Origin of the sequence: Lachnoclostridium sp. An118 (assembly GCF_002160985.1) — a bacterium.
Classification (GTDB): domain Bacteria; phylum Bacillota; class Clostridia; order Lachnospirales; family Lachnospiraceae; genus Claveliimonas; species Claveliimonas stercoravium.
Map to the genome: position 1 here is coordinate 58273 of NZ_NFLQ01000018.1, position 15363 is coordinate 73635.

Annotated in this window: 15 protein-coding genes and 2 pseudogenes; 1 reads left to right on the forward strand and 16 read right to left on the reverse strand. The window is 53.6% G+C overall.

The features are described 5' to 3' along the window. Positions 1–9 precede the first annotated feature (9 nt). The 15 genes and pseudogenes from B5E62_RS13695 to B5E62_RS17145 form a co-directional block, all read right to left on the reverse strand. Positions 10–1350, reverse strand: a complete 1341-nt coding sequence (locus tag B5E62_RS13695; RefSeq protein WP_087175096.1) for a MurT ligase domain-containing protein — start codon at positions 1348–1350, stop codon at positions 10–12. Between the two features lie 532 nt (positions 1351–1882). Then, positions 1883–4195, reverse strand: a complete 2313-nt coding sequence (locus tag B5E62_RS13700) for a xanthine dehydrogenase family protein molybdopterin-binding subunit (RefSeq protein WP_087175097.1) — start codon at positions 4193–4195, stop codon at positions 1883–1885. Next, positions 4195–4671 (reverse strand): (2Fe-2S)-binding protein, encoded by a 477-nt coding sequence (locus tag B5E62_RS13705; RefSeq protein WP_087175113.1) that lies wholly within the window; start codon positions 4669–4671, stop codon positions 4195–4197. Before B5E62_RS13705 ends, B5E62_RS13700 begins: the two co-directional genes overlap by 1 nt. Further along, a complete protein-coding gene (locus B5E62_RS13710) occupies positions 4671–5486 on the reverse strand; it encodes an FAD binding domain-containing protein (RefSeq protein ID WP_087175098.1) in 816 nt (271 codons plus the stop codon). The genes B5E62_RS13705 and B5E62_RS13710 overlap by 1 nt, the downstream gene beginning before the upstream one ends. 120 nt (positions 5487–5606) lie before the next feature. Then, the gene (locus B5E62_RS13715) at positions 5607–6077 is read right to left on the reverse strand and encodes a low molecular weight protein-tyrosine-phosphatase (protein ID WP_087175099.1); all 471 of its coding nucleotides are present in this window, start codon (positions 6075–6077) and stop codon (positions 5607–5609) included. 162 nt (positions 6078–6239) lie between these two features. After that, positions 6240–7439 carry a site-specific integrase gene (locus B5E62_RS13720; protein ID WP_087175100.1) on the reverse strand — a complete coding sequence of 400 codons (1200 nt, stop codon included), beginning with the start codon at positions 7437–7439 and terminating at the stop codon, positions 6240–6242. Positions 7440–7524: 85 nt separating this feature from the next. Continuing rightward, the gene (locus tag B5E62_RS13725) at positions 7525–7719 is read right to left on the reverse strand and encodes an excisionase (RefSeq protein WP_087175101.1); all 195 of its coding nucleotides are present in this window, start codon (positions 7717–7719) and stop codon (positions 7525–7527) included. 253 nt (positions 7720–7972) lie between these two features. Next, positions 7973–9271, reverse strand: coding sequence for a virulence-associated E family protein (locus B5E62_RS13730; protein WP_087175102.1), 1299 nt, complete (start codon positions 9269–9271; stop codon positions 7973–7975). A 13-nt stretch (positions 9272–9284) separates the two neighbouring features. After that, positions 9285–9935: a CHC2 zinc finger domain-containing protein gene (locus tag B5E62_RS13735; RefSeq protein WP_087175103.1), complete on the reverse strand. Its 651-nt coding sequence runs from the start codon at positions 9933–9935 to the stop codon at positions 9285–9287. Positions 9936–10020: 85 nt separating this feature from the next. Further along, positions 10021–11598 (reverse strand): MobQ family relaxase, encoded by a 1578-nt coding sequence (gene mobQ / locus B5E62_RS13740; protein WP_087175104.1) that lies wholly within the window; start codon positions 11596–11598, stop codon positions 10021–10023. A 150-nt stretch (positions 11599–11748) separates the two neighbouring features. Further along, complete coding sequence (locus B5E62_RS13745) at positions 11749–12162, reverse strand: DUF3788 domain-containing protein (RefSeq protein ID WP_087175105.1); 414 nt, start codon at positions 12160–12162, stop codon at positions 11749–11751. A gap of 384 nt (positions 12163–12546) precedes the next feature. Next, a pseudogene (locus B5E62_RS13755) lies at positions 12547–12810 on the reverse strand (transposon-transfer assisting family protein); the annotation flags it as partial. Positions 12811–12812: 2 nt separating this feature from the next. Further along, positions 12813–13112 carry a DUF3847 domain-containing protein gene (locus tag B5E62_RS13760; protein ID WP_087175108.1) on the reverse strand — a complete coding sequence of 100 codons (300 nt, stop codon included), beginning with the start codon at positions 13110–13112 and terminating at the stop codon, positions 12813–12815. Beyond that, positions 13109–13447, reverse strand: coding sequence for a DeoR family transcriptional regulator (locus B5E62_RS13765; protein ID WP_087175109.1), 339 nt, complete (start codon positions 13445–13447; stop codon positions 13109–13111). The genes B5E62_RS13760 and B5E62_RS13765 overlap by 4 nt, the downstream gene beginning before the upstream one ends. After that, entirely contained in the window at positions 13448–13639 is a 192-nt protein-coding gene (locus tag B5E62_RS17145; RefSeq protein ID WP_206414324.1) for a hypothetical protein, read from the reverse strand. It abuts the gene before it with no gap. Between the two features lie 534 nt (positions 13640–14173). Here B5E62_RS17145 and B5E62_RS13780 point away from each other — a divergent pair. Next, positions 14174–14996: pseudogene (locus B5E62_RS13780) on the forward strand (helix-turn-helix domain-containing protein). 69 nt (positions 14997–15065) lie between these two features. Here B5E62_RS13780 and B5E62_RS13785 read toward each other — a convergent pair. Further along, positions 15066–15281, reverse strand: a complete 216-nt coding sequence (locus B5E62_RS13785; RefSeq protein WP_087175114.1) for a helix-turn-helix domain-containing protein — start codon at positions 15279–15281, stop codon at positions 15066–15068. Positions 15282–15363 lie beyond the last annotated feature (82 nt).

Sequence of the window (15363 nt, forward strand, 5' to 3'; positions counted from 1 at the left end):
CGTCCCTCCTTACTTCTCTTCCTCAAGCCTTTTCAGCACATTCCTGGTACTGAAAAGAGCCGTATAGTTCACAAGCACATACAGGTTGCCGCAGCCGTTCTCCACCCGTTCGCAGACAGCCTTCTCCACATCCGCCTCCAGCATGGAGGGGATATCCACATACTTGAGCCGCAGCCGCATGTCCTGGCACCGGATGCCGCTGACCGTGACAGAGTTCACGTTGGCCTCCTTAAACCTGTCAAAATCCACGTCCCAAAGCCAGGACACGTCTATGCCGTCCTGGGCGTTGTCGTTGATGACAATGATGACATCCTTCAGCGTCTCATCCTGCATGACCGCGGAAATATTCTGGTTAAATCCCGCCGGGTTCTTTGCCAGGTTCAGGGTGATGTCCGTCTCCTTCACCCGGAACCGCTCCATCCTTCCGTTCTCCGGGTTGAAGGCCGCCAGCATGTCGTTGAAATGAGGCAGCTCCAGCCCCGACGCGCGGGCTGCCGTGTAGGCCGCCAGGATGTTGTAGACATTGTAAAATCCCCGGTAATCAGCAGTGATCCTTCTGCCCTCCACTGTGAAGGCCAGATGGTCCCCCACTTCAATATCGGAAGCGTTATACTGGATATCCGGTCTCCTGAAATCACATTCTGTACATTCATAGACTCCCAGCTGGCTGTAGTGATAAAACTCATAGCGCAGCGGCGCGCCGCACTTCTTGCAGAATCGTCCCTCACGGATCTCATGGACTCCGCTGTCGTCCGTCACCTTCTCATTGATCCCGTAGGTGATGTACGGATTTCCCGCATCCATGGCAAGGAAGGCGCTCAGGGCGTCATCCCCGTTCACGATGACCTTCATGTCCGGGGCGCTCTGCATCACTTCCTTTAAAATGTTCATGGTGATGTCGATCTCACCGTACCGGTCCAGCTGGTCACGGAACAGATTGGTCAGTACCATGTAGTCCGGCTTGAAATAAGGAAAGACTCTCCTTGTGGACGCCTCGTCTATCTCAATGCAGGCGCAGTCCGCGTCCAGCCTGCCGGACCACCCGGCCGCCAGCACAAAGGCCGCCGCCACGCCATTCAGCATGTTGGAGCCGGTGTGGTTGCAGACCACCTTTTTCCCCTCCGCCTCCAAAGCCGCGCAGAGCATGTTATTGGTGGTCGTCTTGCCGTTTGTGCCGCAGACGATAAAGATGTCTCCCCGCACCTGGGAGGCCAGCTCTCTCAGTATATCCGGGCAGATGCGGAGGGCGATCTTTCCTGCCCAGGTCACGCCCTGCCTGTGGAAAATGTGTACACTCGCCGCCTGCGCCGCCTTTGCCGCCCAGACTGCTGCCATTCTTCGTAATTTCATTTGCTTGTCCTTTTTCCTGATTTATTCTTTGTATGATGTTGAGGCAAAAACCTCAACTACGATACCTACGGATCGTTCCGTGCCACGCTGTCTCCGCCGCCGCTTCGGTCGGCGCCAAACGAACGTCCACCGGACGCTCAGCGCCTCACAATCCTACCCAATCTTTGTACTATTTTACCTTCTGGCCTGTCACAAGTCAACCGCCATGTCCGCAGCCCGCCCACCGACTCCTCCCCGCTCATCTGTTTGTTATATTTTTCACAAAATTTCTCTGTTTTTTCTCAAATCTTTGTATTTTATTTATCTTTACTATTCTGCCCCTGCGTGTTATGATACAGACACAGTCAGATAGATATTTTTTTAACGATAGGCGTCCCAGGTACGCACGCTTTCCGGCTGAACTGCCAGGAACAGCCGGAGAGCAAATAAACCTTTTTTTCATACAATAGAATCCTTTAAAACGGAAAAACAGCTCCGGGCTTCCAAGCGCCAGGGGCTGTTTTTCTGTTCTCTGTTATCCTTCTATAAGACGCTAGGCCTTCTTTTCCATCATTCCCATGAGCACCTTCTCCGGCGTGATGGGAAGCTCTCTGTGCCATACGCCGGTGGCATTGAAGATGGCGTGGGCGATAGCCGGCGAGGGAGTGTTGATAACGACCTCTCCGATGGACTTGGCTCCAAAGGGACCGGTCTCCTCGTAGCTGCTCTCAAACTCCACCCGCAGCCTTCCGATATCCAGACGGCTGGGAATCTTGTACTGCATAAAGGAATCCTGCAATATCCTTCCCTTCTTGCTGTAGGTGATGTCCTCGTAGAGGGCCATGCCGATGCCCTGGGCCAGGCCGCCCTCGGTCTGTATCCTTGTCAGGTTGGGGTTCATGGGCGTGCCGCAGTCCACCACGGCCACGTAGTCCAGAAGCTCCACAGCTCCTGTCTCCCTGTCCACCTCCAGCTCTGCCATGCCCACCATGAGGGGCGGCGGGGATGTGGGGGAGGAGTGGGTCACTGTGACCTGCACCGGCTCCCGGTTTCCGCACATGGATCTGGTGGCAATATCTTTAAGGAGCACCTCCCTTGTCCCGTCGGCTCTGCGCACCCGGTCAGCGGCAAACTCCACCTCATCCTTCCCGCACTCCAGCATGCCGGCGGCAATGGCGCAGATGTGGTCCTTCAGCTCCGCGGCCGCCTTCTCCACGGCCTTTCCGGTCACATACATGGTGCTGGATGCGTAGGAACCGGAGTCGTAGGGTGAGGAGTCCGTGTCCGCCCCGTAGACAATGATATTGTCCAGGTCGCACTCCAGGCACTCTGCCGCCACCTGGGCCAGGGTGGTGTCGCACCCGGTTCCCATGTCCGCCGCTCCGATAGAGAGGATGTAGAAGCCCTCATCATTTAACTTCAGTGTGGCCGATCCCACGTCCACACCGGAAATGCCGGACCCCTGCATGGCCATAGCCACGCCCTTGGCCCGTATCTTTCCATTTCCCATGTCTTTTGCCAGGGGCTTCTCGTCCCAGCGGAACATCTCCTTGGCCCTTGCCATGCAGCGGTCCAGCGCGCAGGCTGTCATCTTCTCATTGTAGTAGGCCATGGCTGTCTGCCCCTGGCGGACCATATTTTTCTCCCGGATGGCCACCGGATCCATGTGGAGCCTGTCCGCCAGCTCGCTGACAAGACTCTCCACCGCAAAGATACCCTGTGTGGCTCCGTAGCCCCTGTAGGCTCCGGCCGCCTGTACATTGGTATACACCACATCATAGTTGAACCGGTAGGCTTCCATATTGCCGTTGTAAAGGGGAATGGACTTGTGTCCGCTCAGCCCTACCGTTGTGGGTCCGTGCTCCCCGTAGGCTCCCGTGTTGGACAGGGTGTACACGTCCAGGGCCCGGATGGTGCCGTCCTTCATGGCGCCCACCTTCGCCCTGACCTCCATCTCATGGCGGGGCGAGCCGGCTGTCTGGCTCTCCTGCCTGCTGTAGACCAGCTTGGCAGCCTTTCCTGTCTTCCATGTGACAAAGGCCGGAAAGACTTCTGTCACGCAGGACTGCTTCGCCCCAAATCCGCCGCCGATGCGGGGCTTGGTCACCCGCACCTTTGACTTGGGGATATCCAGGGCATTGGCCACGATCCTGCGGACGTGGAAGACGATCTGGGTGGAGCTGATGATGTGCAGCCGCCCGTAGGGGTCCATGCAGGTGTAGGTCCGGAAGGTCTCCATCATGGCCTGGCTGTCCGGCTTTGTGTGGTAGGTGTGCTCCAGCACAATGTCGCAGTCCTCCATGACCGCGTCCACATCCCCCTTGCTGTCCTTTGCAGAGGCGCACAGATTTCTCTTGTTGTCCGCTCCCACAGGGCAGAGCGCCTGCCAGTTCTCCTCCGGATGCACAAGGATCTTGTTATCCTTTGCCGTGTGCATATCCAGCACCGGCTCCAGCACTTCATATTTCACCTTGATGAGCTTCAGGGCCTTGTCCACAGCCTTCTCATTTTCTCCCGCCACAATGGCCACGGCATCTCCCACAAACCTCAGTCTCCGGTCCAGGATCAGCCTGTCGTAGGGGCTGGCCTCGGGGTAGGTCTGGCCGGCCATGGTAAAGCGCTTGTCCGGCACATCTTTATAGGTGTAAATGGCCTCGATGCCGGGCACCTTCATGGCGATGTCCGTGTTGATATCCTGCACGAGGGCATGGGCGTGAGGGCTGTGGAGCACCTTCACCACCAGACAGTCTGAGGGCGTAATGTCATCCATGTACACCGGCTTCCCTGTCACAAGGGCCATGGCGTCCTTCTTCCTCACAGAGCGGTTCACATATCTGTAGCTGCTTCCTGGTATCTGATCCGGCATTAGGCTTCCCCTCCCTTCGCCTGGCTTTTCTTATAATTGATGTAGACCCGTATCCCCCGCAGCTGTCCCTCATATCCGGAACAGCGGCACAGGTTTCCTGCCAGGTATTCCTTTATCTCCTCATCCGTCGGGTCCTGATTTTCCCGGAACATGGCAATGCCGTTCATCATCAGTCCCGGGTTGCAGAAGCCGCACTGCTCCGCCCCCTCATCCGCGATGAAGGCGCCAAAGCCCTCCGCTTCCTCCTGGAGCCCTTCCAGCGTGGTCACCCTGTGTCCGTCCGCCCTGGCCGCCAGAAGGCTGCAGGACAGGACCGGCTTATCATCTACAAACACCGTGCACAGGCCGCAGTTGGATGTCTCACAGCCCCGCTTCACGCTGTAGCACCCCTGGCTCCGCAGGAAATCAATGAGGAGCATGTCCGGGGCAATATCCGCGGTTACTTTCTTTTCATTTAAAAGCATCTGTATCTGCATCATTTTCTCCCCTCCTGTTCACTTTCATCCATCTGCGCGATCTGAAGAAGAGCCCGCTTTGCCAGTACCCCTGCAATGATCTTCCGGTACTGGGCGCTTCCCCGCAGATTGCTTCCTGTCTCCACAGTCTCTGACACAAAGGCACCAAAGGCCTCCGCGCTCTCCTTGGTGATACCGCCTGCCAGGATGCCTCTCTCGTCCCTGAGACAGACCGCCTTCATGGGCCTTGCGCCGATGACGCAGCGGACTTCCTCCTCTGTCTGCGCTGCGCAGCAGGCCAGGACCGGAAAATCTGTCTTTGTGTTCCTCTGGGAGAGATAGGCTGCCCGCATGGGCTTTTTGGGCACGATCACGTAAGTCAGGATGTCATTGTCATAGGGAAGGTACGCAAACTCTTCCACAGACAGCCGCCCTCTCTTGTAGAGCTCCACTTCCGCTCCTGCCGCCATAAGGAAGGTCAGCACGTCAGAAAACCCGTATCTCCCGAACACGCTGCCTCCCACAGTGGCCATGTTCCGGAACTGGACGCCCACAATGTGGCGCACACTCTCCCGGGCCGCCCCGTCAGTCAGGTCATTCAGCGCCTGGTGGAGCTCCATCTGGCGCAGCGTCACCATAGCTCCGATACGGAGCTCGCTCTCCGTCTCCTCGATGTTGTCCAGCCCCAGGCCGGACAGGTCAATGGCTGTCCCCACGTTTCTCTTCTGCATCTTCAGCCAGAGCATGCCTCCCAGGACCACATTGCTCCTCTTCTGGTTCAGCTCATAGGCCTCCTCCAGGCTGGACGCCTTCACATACTGATTGATCGTAAGCACGTCTTCTCTCCTTTTCTCTGTAAAATCCTCTTTATTATCCAGGTAAATTCCGTCGTATCTCTGTAAAGCCGATATATTATAGCATATTTTTCCCCTGTGCGAAAGAGGGAGAGACCTCTTTTACAGTCTCTCCCTGTCTTTCTCCAGGATATGCCACAGGAGCGCCTCGCAGCCCTCCTTTATGTCATTGTAAGTCACGTCAAAATTCCCGGTGTACCAGGGGTCCGCGATGTCCCTTGGCCTGTCCGAGAAATCCAGGAGCCGGTGTACCTTATGGTCCGGGTCCGAACCGATGATCCGGTTCATATTCCGGATGTTCCGGCTCTCCATTCCGATCAGATAATCGTAGTTCTCATAGTCTTTCTTTGTCATCTGCACGGCGTACTTCCCTTTGGTGCTGATGCCAAGCTCCTGCAGCTTCCGGGTCGTCCCCGGATGGACCGGATTGCCGATCTCCTCCCGGCTGGTGGCCGCTGAAGCGACGTGGAACCGGTCGCCCAGCCCTTGTTTCTGTACCATGTCCCGGAAGACGAACTCCGCCATGGGGGAGCGGCAGATATTGCCGTGGCAGACGAATAGTATTTTTATCATATCTCTTATATCCCTTCATAAGCCTTCAAACCTTGATATTACGGGTTTTCCGGCGCTTTTTTCGATTTTTGTGTTTTGCCCTAAACTCACACAATTCTTTGTAAATCTACGCAAATTCACGGGCAAATGGTGTAGTAAGTGGTGTAGTAACTTGGTGCATTTTCAACCTGATTTTCTCTGCTTTTCCGGCGTGACAGTTCCCTTGAAATCTATGATTTTCGCCATCTGCTCCGCTGCCCGGTCATAGCTGGCGTGAGTGTAGACATTCAGCGTCACTCCCACATCAGAGTGTCCCATCACATACTGCAAGGTCTTTATATCCATACCGGCGTTTGCCATATTGGTACAGAAAGTATGGCGGAACACATGGGGCGTGATATGCGGCAGCGGCTTGTCGGGGTACAGCTTTTTATACTTTTTCATCGCCCAGCGCATTTCATTTTCGATATGCAACGCCACCTTGGGCTTGTCGTCCTTATCCAGCAGCAGAAAGCCGCTGTACCCGTCTACAATGATTTCCGTCTTTATCTTCCTGCGGCGTTTAAGGATATTGTTCAGACTTTGATAGACTTCCTCTGTCATGGGAATAAAGCGGCAGCCGCACTCCGTCTTGGTTTTCTCGACGTAATACTTTCCGCCCCGTTCCCGGACAAGCTGGTGGTCTACCCGGATTCGCCGGTTTTCAAAATCCAAATCACTTTTTGTAAGGCCGCAAAACTCACTGACACGCATACCCGTTCCCAGCAGCACGAGAAATTCATCATAATACTTGGTGTAGGTTTTATCCTCCCGGATAAAGCCCATCCAAATCTCCTGCTGTTCCTCCGACATGGCAATCCGCTTCTGTGAGTCATTGGGAACCACGTCCACTAATTTGAAGTCAAAAGGATTGCGGCGGATAATATCCTCGTTATAAGCCATCTGAAAAGCGGGTTTCACAACGCCTCTGACGCTGGTAATAGTGCTGTACCCTTTCCCGTCGCTGTGGAGCTTCATAATCCACTGTTGCGCGTCTGATACCTTAATATCCCTTATCTGCCGGTAGCCAAAAGCTTCTTTTTTAATCAGGTTCAGAACAAAATTGTAACCGACTTTGGTATTGTAGCGCACACCCTGTTTCAAGGTGATATAGCGTTCCACAAGGGCAATCACGGTTGCCTTTCCAGCAGCATAGTCAATCCCTTCGTCAAGCTGCTTCTGGATTTCTTTTTCCTTTTCCCGCAATTCCTTCAAATCAGAGGAATAGATGGTCTGCCGTTTGCCTTGGATGTCTGTATAGCGGTACTGATAAATCAGGTCTTTTCTCTGGCTCTCTCCTGTCCGCAGGATTCTTCCTTTATGGTCTTTGCGTTTCTCAGACATTGTCAAACTCCTTTCCGTGATGGAAAGAGCCTTGATATGACACATTTATTGTATCATATCAAGGCCGCCTTTTACATCACAAATTTCAGATAGAATAAGCCTGTTCAATGTACTGGTCGAACAGGCGGCGTTTAATCAAGCGTTTATTTCCTACCCATAAGACAAACCGGCAATTCTGGTCGTTTGTCAGGTCACGCAGTTTATTGATACCAATTCCAGAATAAGCCGCAGCTTCTTCCAGACTTAAATTACTCTTCTCCCAAATAGGGACTTCTTTCATAGGCATTTACCTCCATACATGAAATAAGCCAGACAGGAGAAGGTCGGCAACGAAGTCCGGCAACGGGCTTCAAAAAACCTCAAAAGCAATCTCTGTCTGGCGGTTTGGTTATTTATTACTTTTTCTTTTATTTTTCTGTTGCTTTGGTTGTCATAGGGGAGAAAAGCCCGCAGTTACGGGCTTTTTCCCGGCAACCGGCCCGGCAACGGGATAGCAACGGGGTCGGCAACCGGCTGTCATTTCCCCGGATTTTTCAGAAGGGAAGCTCCATCTGCTCTGTGACTTCCACAAATCCGTCCGGCGTTTTTTCACGCCCGTTGTCAGCGCCCGTTGCCGGGGTTTCCCGTTCCCACCCCTTTTGCCTGCCGTATCCTTCAAATATCCGGGGATTGGAGAAATACTTCCATCCCGTGATACCGTGGTTCATAATGTCGTTGACTTCCCGGATTTCCCATTGTTTCGGCTCGTCAAAGGGGTGGTTCAGGGCTTCCTTGAAAAGCTGCTTGGAGCATACGGCGCTGCCGGTGTAGCGGTCAAGGTACGCCTGTATCATCCCGGCCTTGGTGTCCTCCGGCATGAAATCCCGCTGGTGTTCTTTGAGGTACTGTATCATTTCGGGGGTAAAAGACAGCTTAAAATCGCCGCTTTTGTAGGTTGTCATGGCTTCCGCCCATACCTGTTCCAGATAGGCTCTGGAAGCGGCTTCATCGTCCAAAATGTGTACCTCGGCCCGTTCGGGGTAGACCATGACCGGCAGGAAGCGCCGGTTCCCGGAACGGTCAAGGGGCAGGAAGTCCAGGGCGTTGGAAGTCCCGCCGAACACGCATTGGCGCAGCCTGTCCTCCGGGTGGGTTTCGTAGGGGATTTTATAGACCTCCTTCTGGCGGCTTAAAAATGACTTGATTTCCTCTATGCTCTTGGCGTTGGCGGTGGCAATCATCTCCGACATTTCAATAATCCAGTGGCCTTGTAGCTTGCGGTACACGTTATCATCGTCCAGCTTCCGCAAATCATCGGAAAACCACTCGTCTTTTACCGCCAGCAGCCGGAAGAAGGTGGACTTCCCGGCTCCCTGACCGCCCACCAGACAAAGCATGACCTCAAATTTACAGCCGGGGCAGAACGCCCGGTGGATGGCTCCCAGCAGGAACAGCCGCAGCGATTGGAAGTTGTAATTGTCCGTGTCGGCTCCCAGAAAGTGCCGCAGGCAGCAGCGGATACGCTCTTTCCCGTCCCAGACAAGGCCGCTTAGGTAGTCCCGGATGGGGTGGTAGCTGTTGGCGTCTGCCGCAAGGTCGGCGGCGTCCGCTATCTTTTTTTCGCTTGTCAGGCCGTAGGTCTTTTCCAGATACAGCCGGATATATTTCATGTCCGTATCGGTCATGGCCTTGCTGCCGGTTCTACGTTTCCTGCCGATGGGCTTTAGAAGGTCAATGCGCTCGGTCAGGAGATTTTTCGCCACCGCCCCGGAAAGTTCGGGGTCGTGCTGGAACACGGTCAGGCAGTTGTGAATACTGTTGCGGACGCCGCCTTTCTCGGTGCTTTCCAGCATGGCCTTGACTTCCTCAACGCTCCGGGGTGGCGGGGCTTCTTGTATGGTCTGTTCTACGGCCTGCCGCAGTTCGGGCGGCAAAGTCTGCCATTCTCCGCTCAAGGTTCCTCACTTCCTTTCCGTAGCTGGCAATCAGGGCAGCCCGTTCCCCTATGTCGGAGAACAGCAGCACATCCAGCAGATATTCCACATGGGATTGTTTCTGCAAGGCTTCCACGAAAAGCGGGTGCCATTCCTCGTCCGGCGTCTTGGGGGCATAGTCCCGCTTCCAGCGGCGCAGCAGATTGTGATAGTCGGACAGAACCCGGAAGCAATACCGCTCCATGCGCTTGAATTGCTGTTCCGGGCTTTCCTGTCTTTGTCTTGGCTTCGGGCTGTGGCTCCTGCTTGGCGGCTCCCTGTCCTCATAGGGGACGGAGAAGTCCTGCGCCAGCATGAGGGCGGCTTCTTTGGGGCTGACATTTTCCAGACGGGAAACAAAGTCAATCACATCCCCGTCTGCCTGACAGCCGAAACAGTGGAAGCGCCGGTCAACCTTCATGCTGGGGTTTTTATCGTCATGGAAAGGGCAGACGCACATCCCGTTTCTTCCCACCCGGACGCCGTAATGCTCGGCGGCCTGCCGGGTGGTAACAGACTGCTTCACGGCTTCAAATACGTTCAATAGGCAAATCCTCCTGATACAAGAAAAGCGCCTGTCATTCTCACGGGGAAAATGGCAATCGCCTGATGGGTTAAAGTTCCATATCCTATTTTTGCTGGCGGTGGGGCTGCTGGCGTTTCTGTTCTTCCCGCTGTTTTACGCCCTCAATCTTCCAGCTTAATTGTTCGTTGATGGACGGCTTCTTTCCCGGCTCCGGCACAACCCGGCGCTGGTCGGGCGGCAGCACATGGTTTATCCAGTAGCGCACATCCCGCAGCAGCTTCATGTCCTCCTGAACCGCCTGCAAGCCCTCATTCTTTTCAAACAGTTCCCCGGAAAGTTGCGCCCGTTCCTTATTCAATTCTTTCGTATCAAAGGGCTGTTCCTCCTGATGGGCTTTGAAGAAACGCTTTGCGGCAAGGTAGGCGTCCAGTTCCTCCCGGTGTTCGGCGGCAAACTTCTCTTTCCGGCTTTTCCAGCCGATGGAAGCGTATTTCTTGTAAATCTCCTTGTAGGCTCCGTGGTTGGCGCTATGGGAAAGGGTGGTGTCGATGGCCTTTATCCGGCGTTCCGATTTTCGGATGTCGGTCTTGGCGGAAAGTATCTCCCCGCTGACCTTATCCAGATAGGCGTCAAGGCTCTCCACGGTGGAAATCTCTTTCTGCCGCAGGAAGTCAAGGGCTTCCATGACCTTGTTGAAATCGCCAACAGTGCCTTTCAGCTTCCCCCTGGAAGTCCAGCCGGTGCGTTCCTCGCTCCGCATATCCAGATACCGGGAAAGCAGTGCGGGGATGGTCGGCTCCTTGGCCTGTTCCAGTGCTTCCAGCAGCGCCGCCTTTTTCTCTTTCAGGCCGGACAGCCAGCCCTTTAAGCTGCGTACCATCTGCCGGATAGACTGCATGAGTGAATTGGCGGCTTTGATGTCCCGGTTCAGGTTGCCGATGTTGGTCTGTATGCCTTTCCGTTCCAGATAGCTGACCGCTGGCCCCATGTGGACGGTGGGAATTTTATCTATCCCCTGACGCTCATAGGATTTCAGGTTCAGCCGTTCCGGGCTGCCGATGGCTTCCAGATAGCGGTTCGCCGTGTCCTGCCACGCCTGCCGCCATATCTCCCCGTACTTCTGGTCGTTCCAGTCCACGGTGTCCTCCTTGTGGCTTTTCCAGTTCCCGGACGGGAGCCGGATACGCTCGCCGTTCTCGTCAAGGTCGTACACCTTCCGGCTCTTGGGGAGCCACCTGCCCTGTTCGTCCATCCCCCGCATGGTAAAGAGGATATGGGCGTGGGGGTTGCCGTCCCCCTTGTCATGGATGGCAAAGTCGGCAATCATGCCTTTGGAAACAAAAAACTCCCGGCAGTAGTCCCGGATAAGGTCGGCTTGCTGCGCCGGGGGAATATCCCTCGGTATGGCAAGCACCAGTCTCCGGGCAAGCTGGGAGTTCCATTGTTTTTCTATGGCTTCGGCGGCGTTCCACAAGGTATTGCGGTCTGTGTACTCCGGCGGGGCGTGGGGCGGCAGCATGATTTCGGTGTGGACGATTTCGCTTTTATGGGAATAGTATTTCTGTTTCTGGTCGTATTCGGAAAACAGCCGTTCCCCGCTCTGGTAGGCGGCGGCAGCGACAGCAGACTGGCGCTTGCTGCGCTGGACGATTTTCAGGTCAAAGTGCGGGCATGGTGGCATGACGGATTGTGGCCTCCTTTCTCCCGGCGTCCGGGCATAGAAAAAGCAGGAAACCGTTCCATGATTTCCTGCTCGGTGGTGCCGCCGGTGGGCGGCTGGTATTCAGTTTTGAAAGTTCGGGTCAGGGTGGCCCGATGATGATGAGAGGTGCTATTTTCGATTTGGTTTTCTTTTGATGGCCAGCAATTTCATGTAATCATCAAATTCATCCGCATTGGTCGGTTCAAACATTACCCATTTCCCATCATGATAGGTTTTTGCTTCATCATATTGCCTGCAAACGCCATCAGAGAGGGTATCTCTTATATCTTCAAATTTTGCTCTTTCATCCTTCCCAAAAATAATCATGAAACCAATACAATTACTTTTTGCATATAGGCAACAAAGTGTTTTTCCACCTCTGCGATATTTATACTCGTAAGTCCAATTCTTACCGCCAGTATTCCATAGTCGTTCCATATCGTATTTTTCATCAATAGCCGAACATAACGCCTGCCAAACTTCAAATAAAGATTGTCCGAGTAATTCAATCATAGTTGATTGAGATGGTATATTTTCAAGCATTGTATCACCTCCGCTAAATTATGATTTACTACTGGCTCTATTATACTATGACTAGGCACTTATGGGAATAGATGAATTGTAAACTTGCTGAACGGAAACAGCTTGCAGCGCAAGGTGTTTCCGGGCGGCAAGTCCACAAAAGGGTAGCTGGCGGCAGCCAGCGCAGGGGAAGAGTAGCTTCCCCTGTGATGATTGGCAGGAGCCGGAGCGCTGCGGGCAATCATCCGCTTTCCGCAGGAAGCCCCCGGCAGGGCGCAACACACTACCTTCAGGTGGTGTATAGTTGCGCCCTCTTTCAGAGGGGCAGTCCACGGGCTGCGGCTCTGGAAGCGATTATGACCGTTCCCGGTCTGGCTCTTTTCTCTTGGGATGTGGCTTTTCTGTCCTCGCCTGTGCCTTGGCTTCGGCAAGCCTGCGCCGGATGGAATTGTCCCGCTTTTGGATAAACCGCTGCTTCGTATCAGCGATAAAGCGGCGGCACTCCGGCTCCGGGATGGCGTCCAGCTTTCGGATGGTACTCTCCACAATCCCTCTTGTCTGCCGGTCACGGATAACCGGCACGATTTCTTTCATCCCCGCAAGGGTGTCCTCCTTCGTACCGGCGGCGTACTGATAGACCATAGCCAACTCGTCCTTTGAAAAATTCATCTTCATTCTGCGCCCTCCTTCTCTGTTCTGTTTCCGGCAAACACTTTTTCCATAAGCTGCCGGGTGCTGTCTTTGTGGAACAACAGCTTCAAGAACAAACTGACCTGTTCATCCGTGATGGCTTCCGGGTGGGGAAGGTAGCTTTCCAGCATGGCGGCTCTGGTGCAAAGCCAGTGTGTCCGTTCCTTCCGTGTCAGTGTCTTTATCTGGTGTTCCAATATCTTTTCTTCATGCTGCGCTCTCCGCAGCTTCTTTTCCGTTTTCTCTATTTCCTGATTGAGTGCTTCCAGCTTTTCATTCATAAGCGTCTGTCCTCCTTCTTCGGAATGAGTACATATATCTTGTTGGGTTCCCCGAAGTCCTGACGCACTCGCAGTATCAGTCCGGCGTCCTCCAATTCATTCAGGGAACGCTTCACGGTCATGGTGCTGCGGGCAAGTGCTGTCGCCAGTTCCACGATGGGGAAATGGATAAATAAAATCCCGTTGGCGTCCTCTATGCCGGATACGAAAACAATATCCAACATCCGGGCGTACATGACCTTGGCGGTGCTGCTGATCGGGAGCCGCAGCATGGCTCTTGGCAGCGGCATACAGGGCGGCAGGGTGGTGTCTGCGGTCATAAATTCAACTTCCATTCAATCGGTGTCCTCCTTTACTTTTCGTTTTGAGCGTTTGGAAAGATAATGGGGGCAGTCCACAACGACCGCCCGGAAACTCTGCTTGCAAGTGCGCTGGCATTTCCGGCAAAGGTCGTTGTACGTTACCCGCCCCCGTTCATTGAGGAAGAAGGACAGTTCCAGCTTCCTCTTTTTCGGCATTCTCGGCATGGTGTCTCCTTTAAACAAAAATCCGCCCATTTCAGCCGTAACAGCCGCAATAGACGGATAGCAGATTTTAGTGTCGTGTTTCGGGGCGATTTTCAGGGAAAAAGCGGCCATAGAACCGCCCGGAAATCCCCCGTAGTATTACGGATAGGGTAGACTATGCCCTATCGGATTGTTGTGTTTCGGTATCAATTCGGTGTTCATTTTCGCCGGTTCTCCCTGATGTCGTTCCTGCCCCTGGCTCTCACAACGGCGTTTCGCTCCCTTTGGTACGCTCGTTGCGGTCAGGGTTCCTCCATTTCCCTGCCGCAAGTCGTTGCGCTACATCGCCGGGGAGCATATCCCATACAGGCCGGTCATTCGATTGGAATAATCCATCGATGAACTAAGCCCATTATGGCACATTTTTGAGCCTTCTCTCGTATATCCACAAAGTAGGAAAACCGCCCCGAAATCGAAAATTTCCACGATTGCGGAACGGGTATGGTATAATGGGATTGACGGCGGCAGCCAGCCGCAGGAAGGAGCGATGTATCTATGAAAACCCGCATTTCCGTACAGGAACGCCTGAAAGATTTACGGGTAGAACGGGGCTTAAATCTGGAAGAATTGGCGCAAAAAACCGGCATTTCAAAATCAGCCCTCGGCAGCTATGAAAACGACAACGACGAATACAAGGAAATCAATCACGGCAACCTGTTGAAGCTGGCAGATTTCTATCAGGTGTCCGTTGACTATCTGCTCGGCCTTACCAACAATCGGAAATATGAAAACACGCCGATAGAAGAACTACATTTGAGTGATGAAGTCGTGGAACTGCTGAAAAGTGAACGCTTCAACAACAGGCTGCTGTGTGAGATTATCTCCCATGAAAAATTCAAGGAACTGCTGGCAGACGCAGAAATCTATGTGGATGGGATAGCAACCATGCACTTCCATGACACAAACAGCTCACTGGCTGCTTTACGGGCTATGATACTGGAAGAACATCCCGAAGCTACGGCGGACCGGGCAATCAAAGTATTGGAAGCCTGTCAGGTAGAGGAAGAAGATTTCTTTTGCCATGTGACGCACAAAACTTGGGACGTCATTCTCCACGACATACGCAAGGCGCACGAAAATGACAGCGAAAGTGCGCCGGATACCACGCCCGCCGATGAACTGATACGGGAAGTACAAAAAGCCATGCAATCGCCGGGGGGACAGGGTTCAGCAATTCACGGAGATATTCTGCAAGGCGTTCCGGCTCAAATATAAGCGGCTCTCACAAGAGGAACGAAGCCTTTTGAAGAAGCTGTTCAAGAAATCCCCGCTGATAAAACAGTCCGGTATGAACTTCCGGCGCAGACCGTGGAAATGAAAAACTGCCGTTGTGGGAATGGGTGTTCCTGCAACGGCAGCTTGGGCTTTCTTTATTCAGTTTTTCAGATTATCGGTCAAAGCGAAACTTGAATAGTGCGGCAATTAGCTGTTGCTTCACATATTCCTCAACCTCGGCGTTGACCTGATCGTGTACTTTGGAAAAATAGCGGATATATCCGGCGTAGTGGGAAAGAACGGTGTCGATTGCGTCCGGGTCGCCCTCATGCGCCTTGACGATTGTTTCATAGGGTAGTGTCAAGTAATCTATGAAAAAATAAGTCATAAAAAATAGGCTCAGAAGAACCTTGAAAATTGCAGATATTGATATTGAAAAGCTCTCCGAGGGCTCAGGGCGCTGCCCTGAG

Coding starts and splice junctions, on each gene's coding strand:
- B5E62_RS13695 (WP_087175096.1), bottom strand. CDS start 1,350: ATGAAATTACGAAGAATGGCAGCAGTCTGGGCGGCAAAGGCGGCGCAG.
- B5E62_RS13700 (WP_087175097.1), bottom strand. CDS start 4,195: ATGCCGGATCAGATACCAGGAAGCAGCTACAGATATGTGAACCGCTCT.
- B5E62_RS13705 (WP_087175113.1), bottom strand. CDS start 4,671: ATGCAGATACAGATGCTTTTAAATGAAAAGAAAGTAACCGCGGATATT.
- B5E62_RS13715 (WP_087175099.1), bottom strand. CDS start 6,077: ATGATAAAAATACTATTCGTCTGCCACGGCAATATCTGCCGCTCCCCC.
- B5E62_RS13720 (WP_087175100.1), bottom strand. CDS start 7,439: ATGTCTGAGAAACGCAAAGACCATAAAGGAAGAATCCTGCGGACAGGA.
- B5E62_RS13725 (WP_087175101.1), bottom strand. CDS start 7,719: ATGAAAGAAGTCCCTATTTGGGAGAAGAGTAATTTAAGTCTGGAAGAA.
- B5E62_RS13730 (WP_087175102.1), bottom strand. CDS start 9,271: ATGCTGGAAAGCACCGAGAAAGGCGGCGTCCGCAACAGTATTCACAAC.
- mobQ (WP_087175104.1), bottom strand. CDS start 11,598: ATGCCACCATGCCCGCACTTTGACCTGAAAATCGTCCAGCGCAGCAAG.
- B5E62_RS13745 (WP_087175105.1), bottom strand. CDS start 12,162: ATGCTTGAAAATATACCATCTCAATCAACTATGATTGAATTACTCGGA.
- B5E62_RS13760 (WP_087175108.1), bottom strand. CDS start 13,112: ATGAATGAAAAGCTGGAAGCACTCAATCAGGAAATAGAGAAAACGGAA.
- B5E62_RS13765 (WP_087175109.1), bottom strand. CDS start 13,447: ATGGAAGTTGAATTTATGACCGCAGACACCACCCTGCCGCCCTGTATG.
- B5E62_RS17145 (WP_206414324.1), bottom strand. CDS start 13,639: ATGCCGAGAATGCCGAAAAAGAGGAAGCTGGAACTGTCCTTCTTCCTC.
- B5E62_RS13785 (WP_087175114.1), bottom strand. CDS start 15,281: ATGACTTATTTTTTCATAGATTACTTGACACTACCCTATGAAACAATC.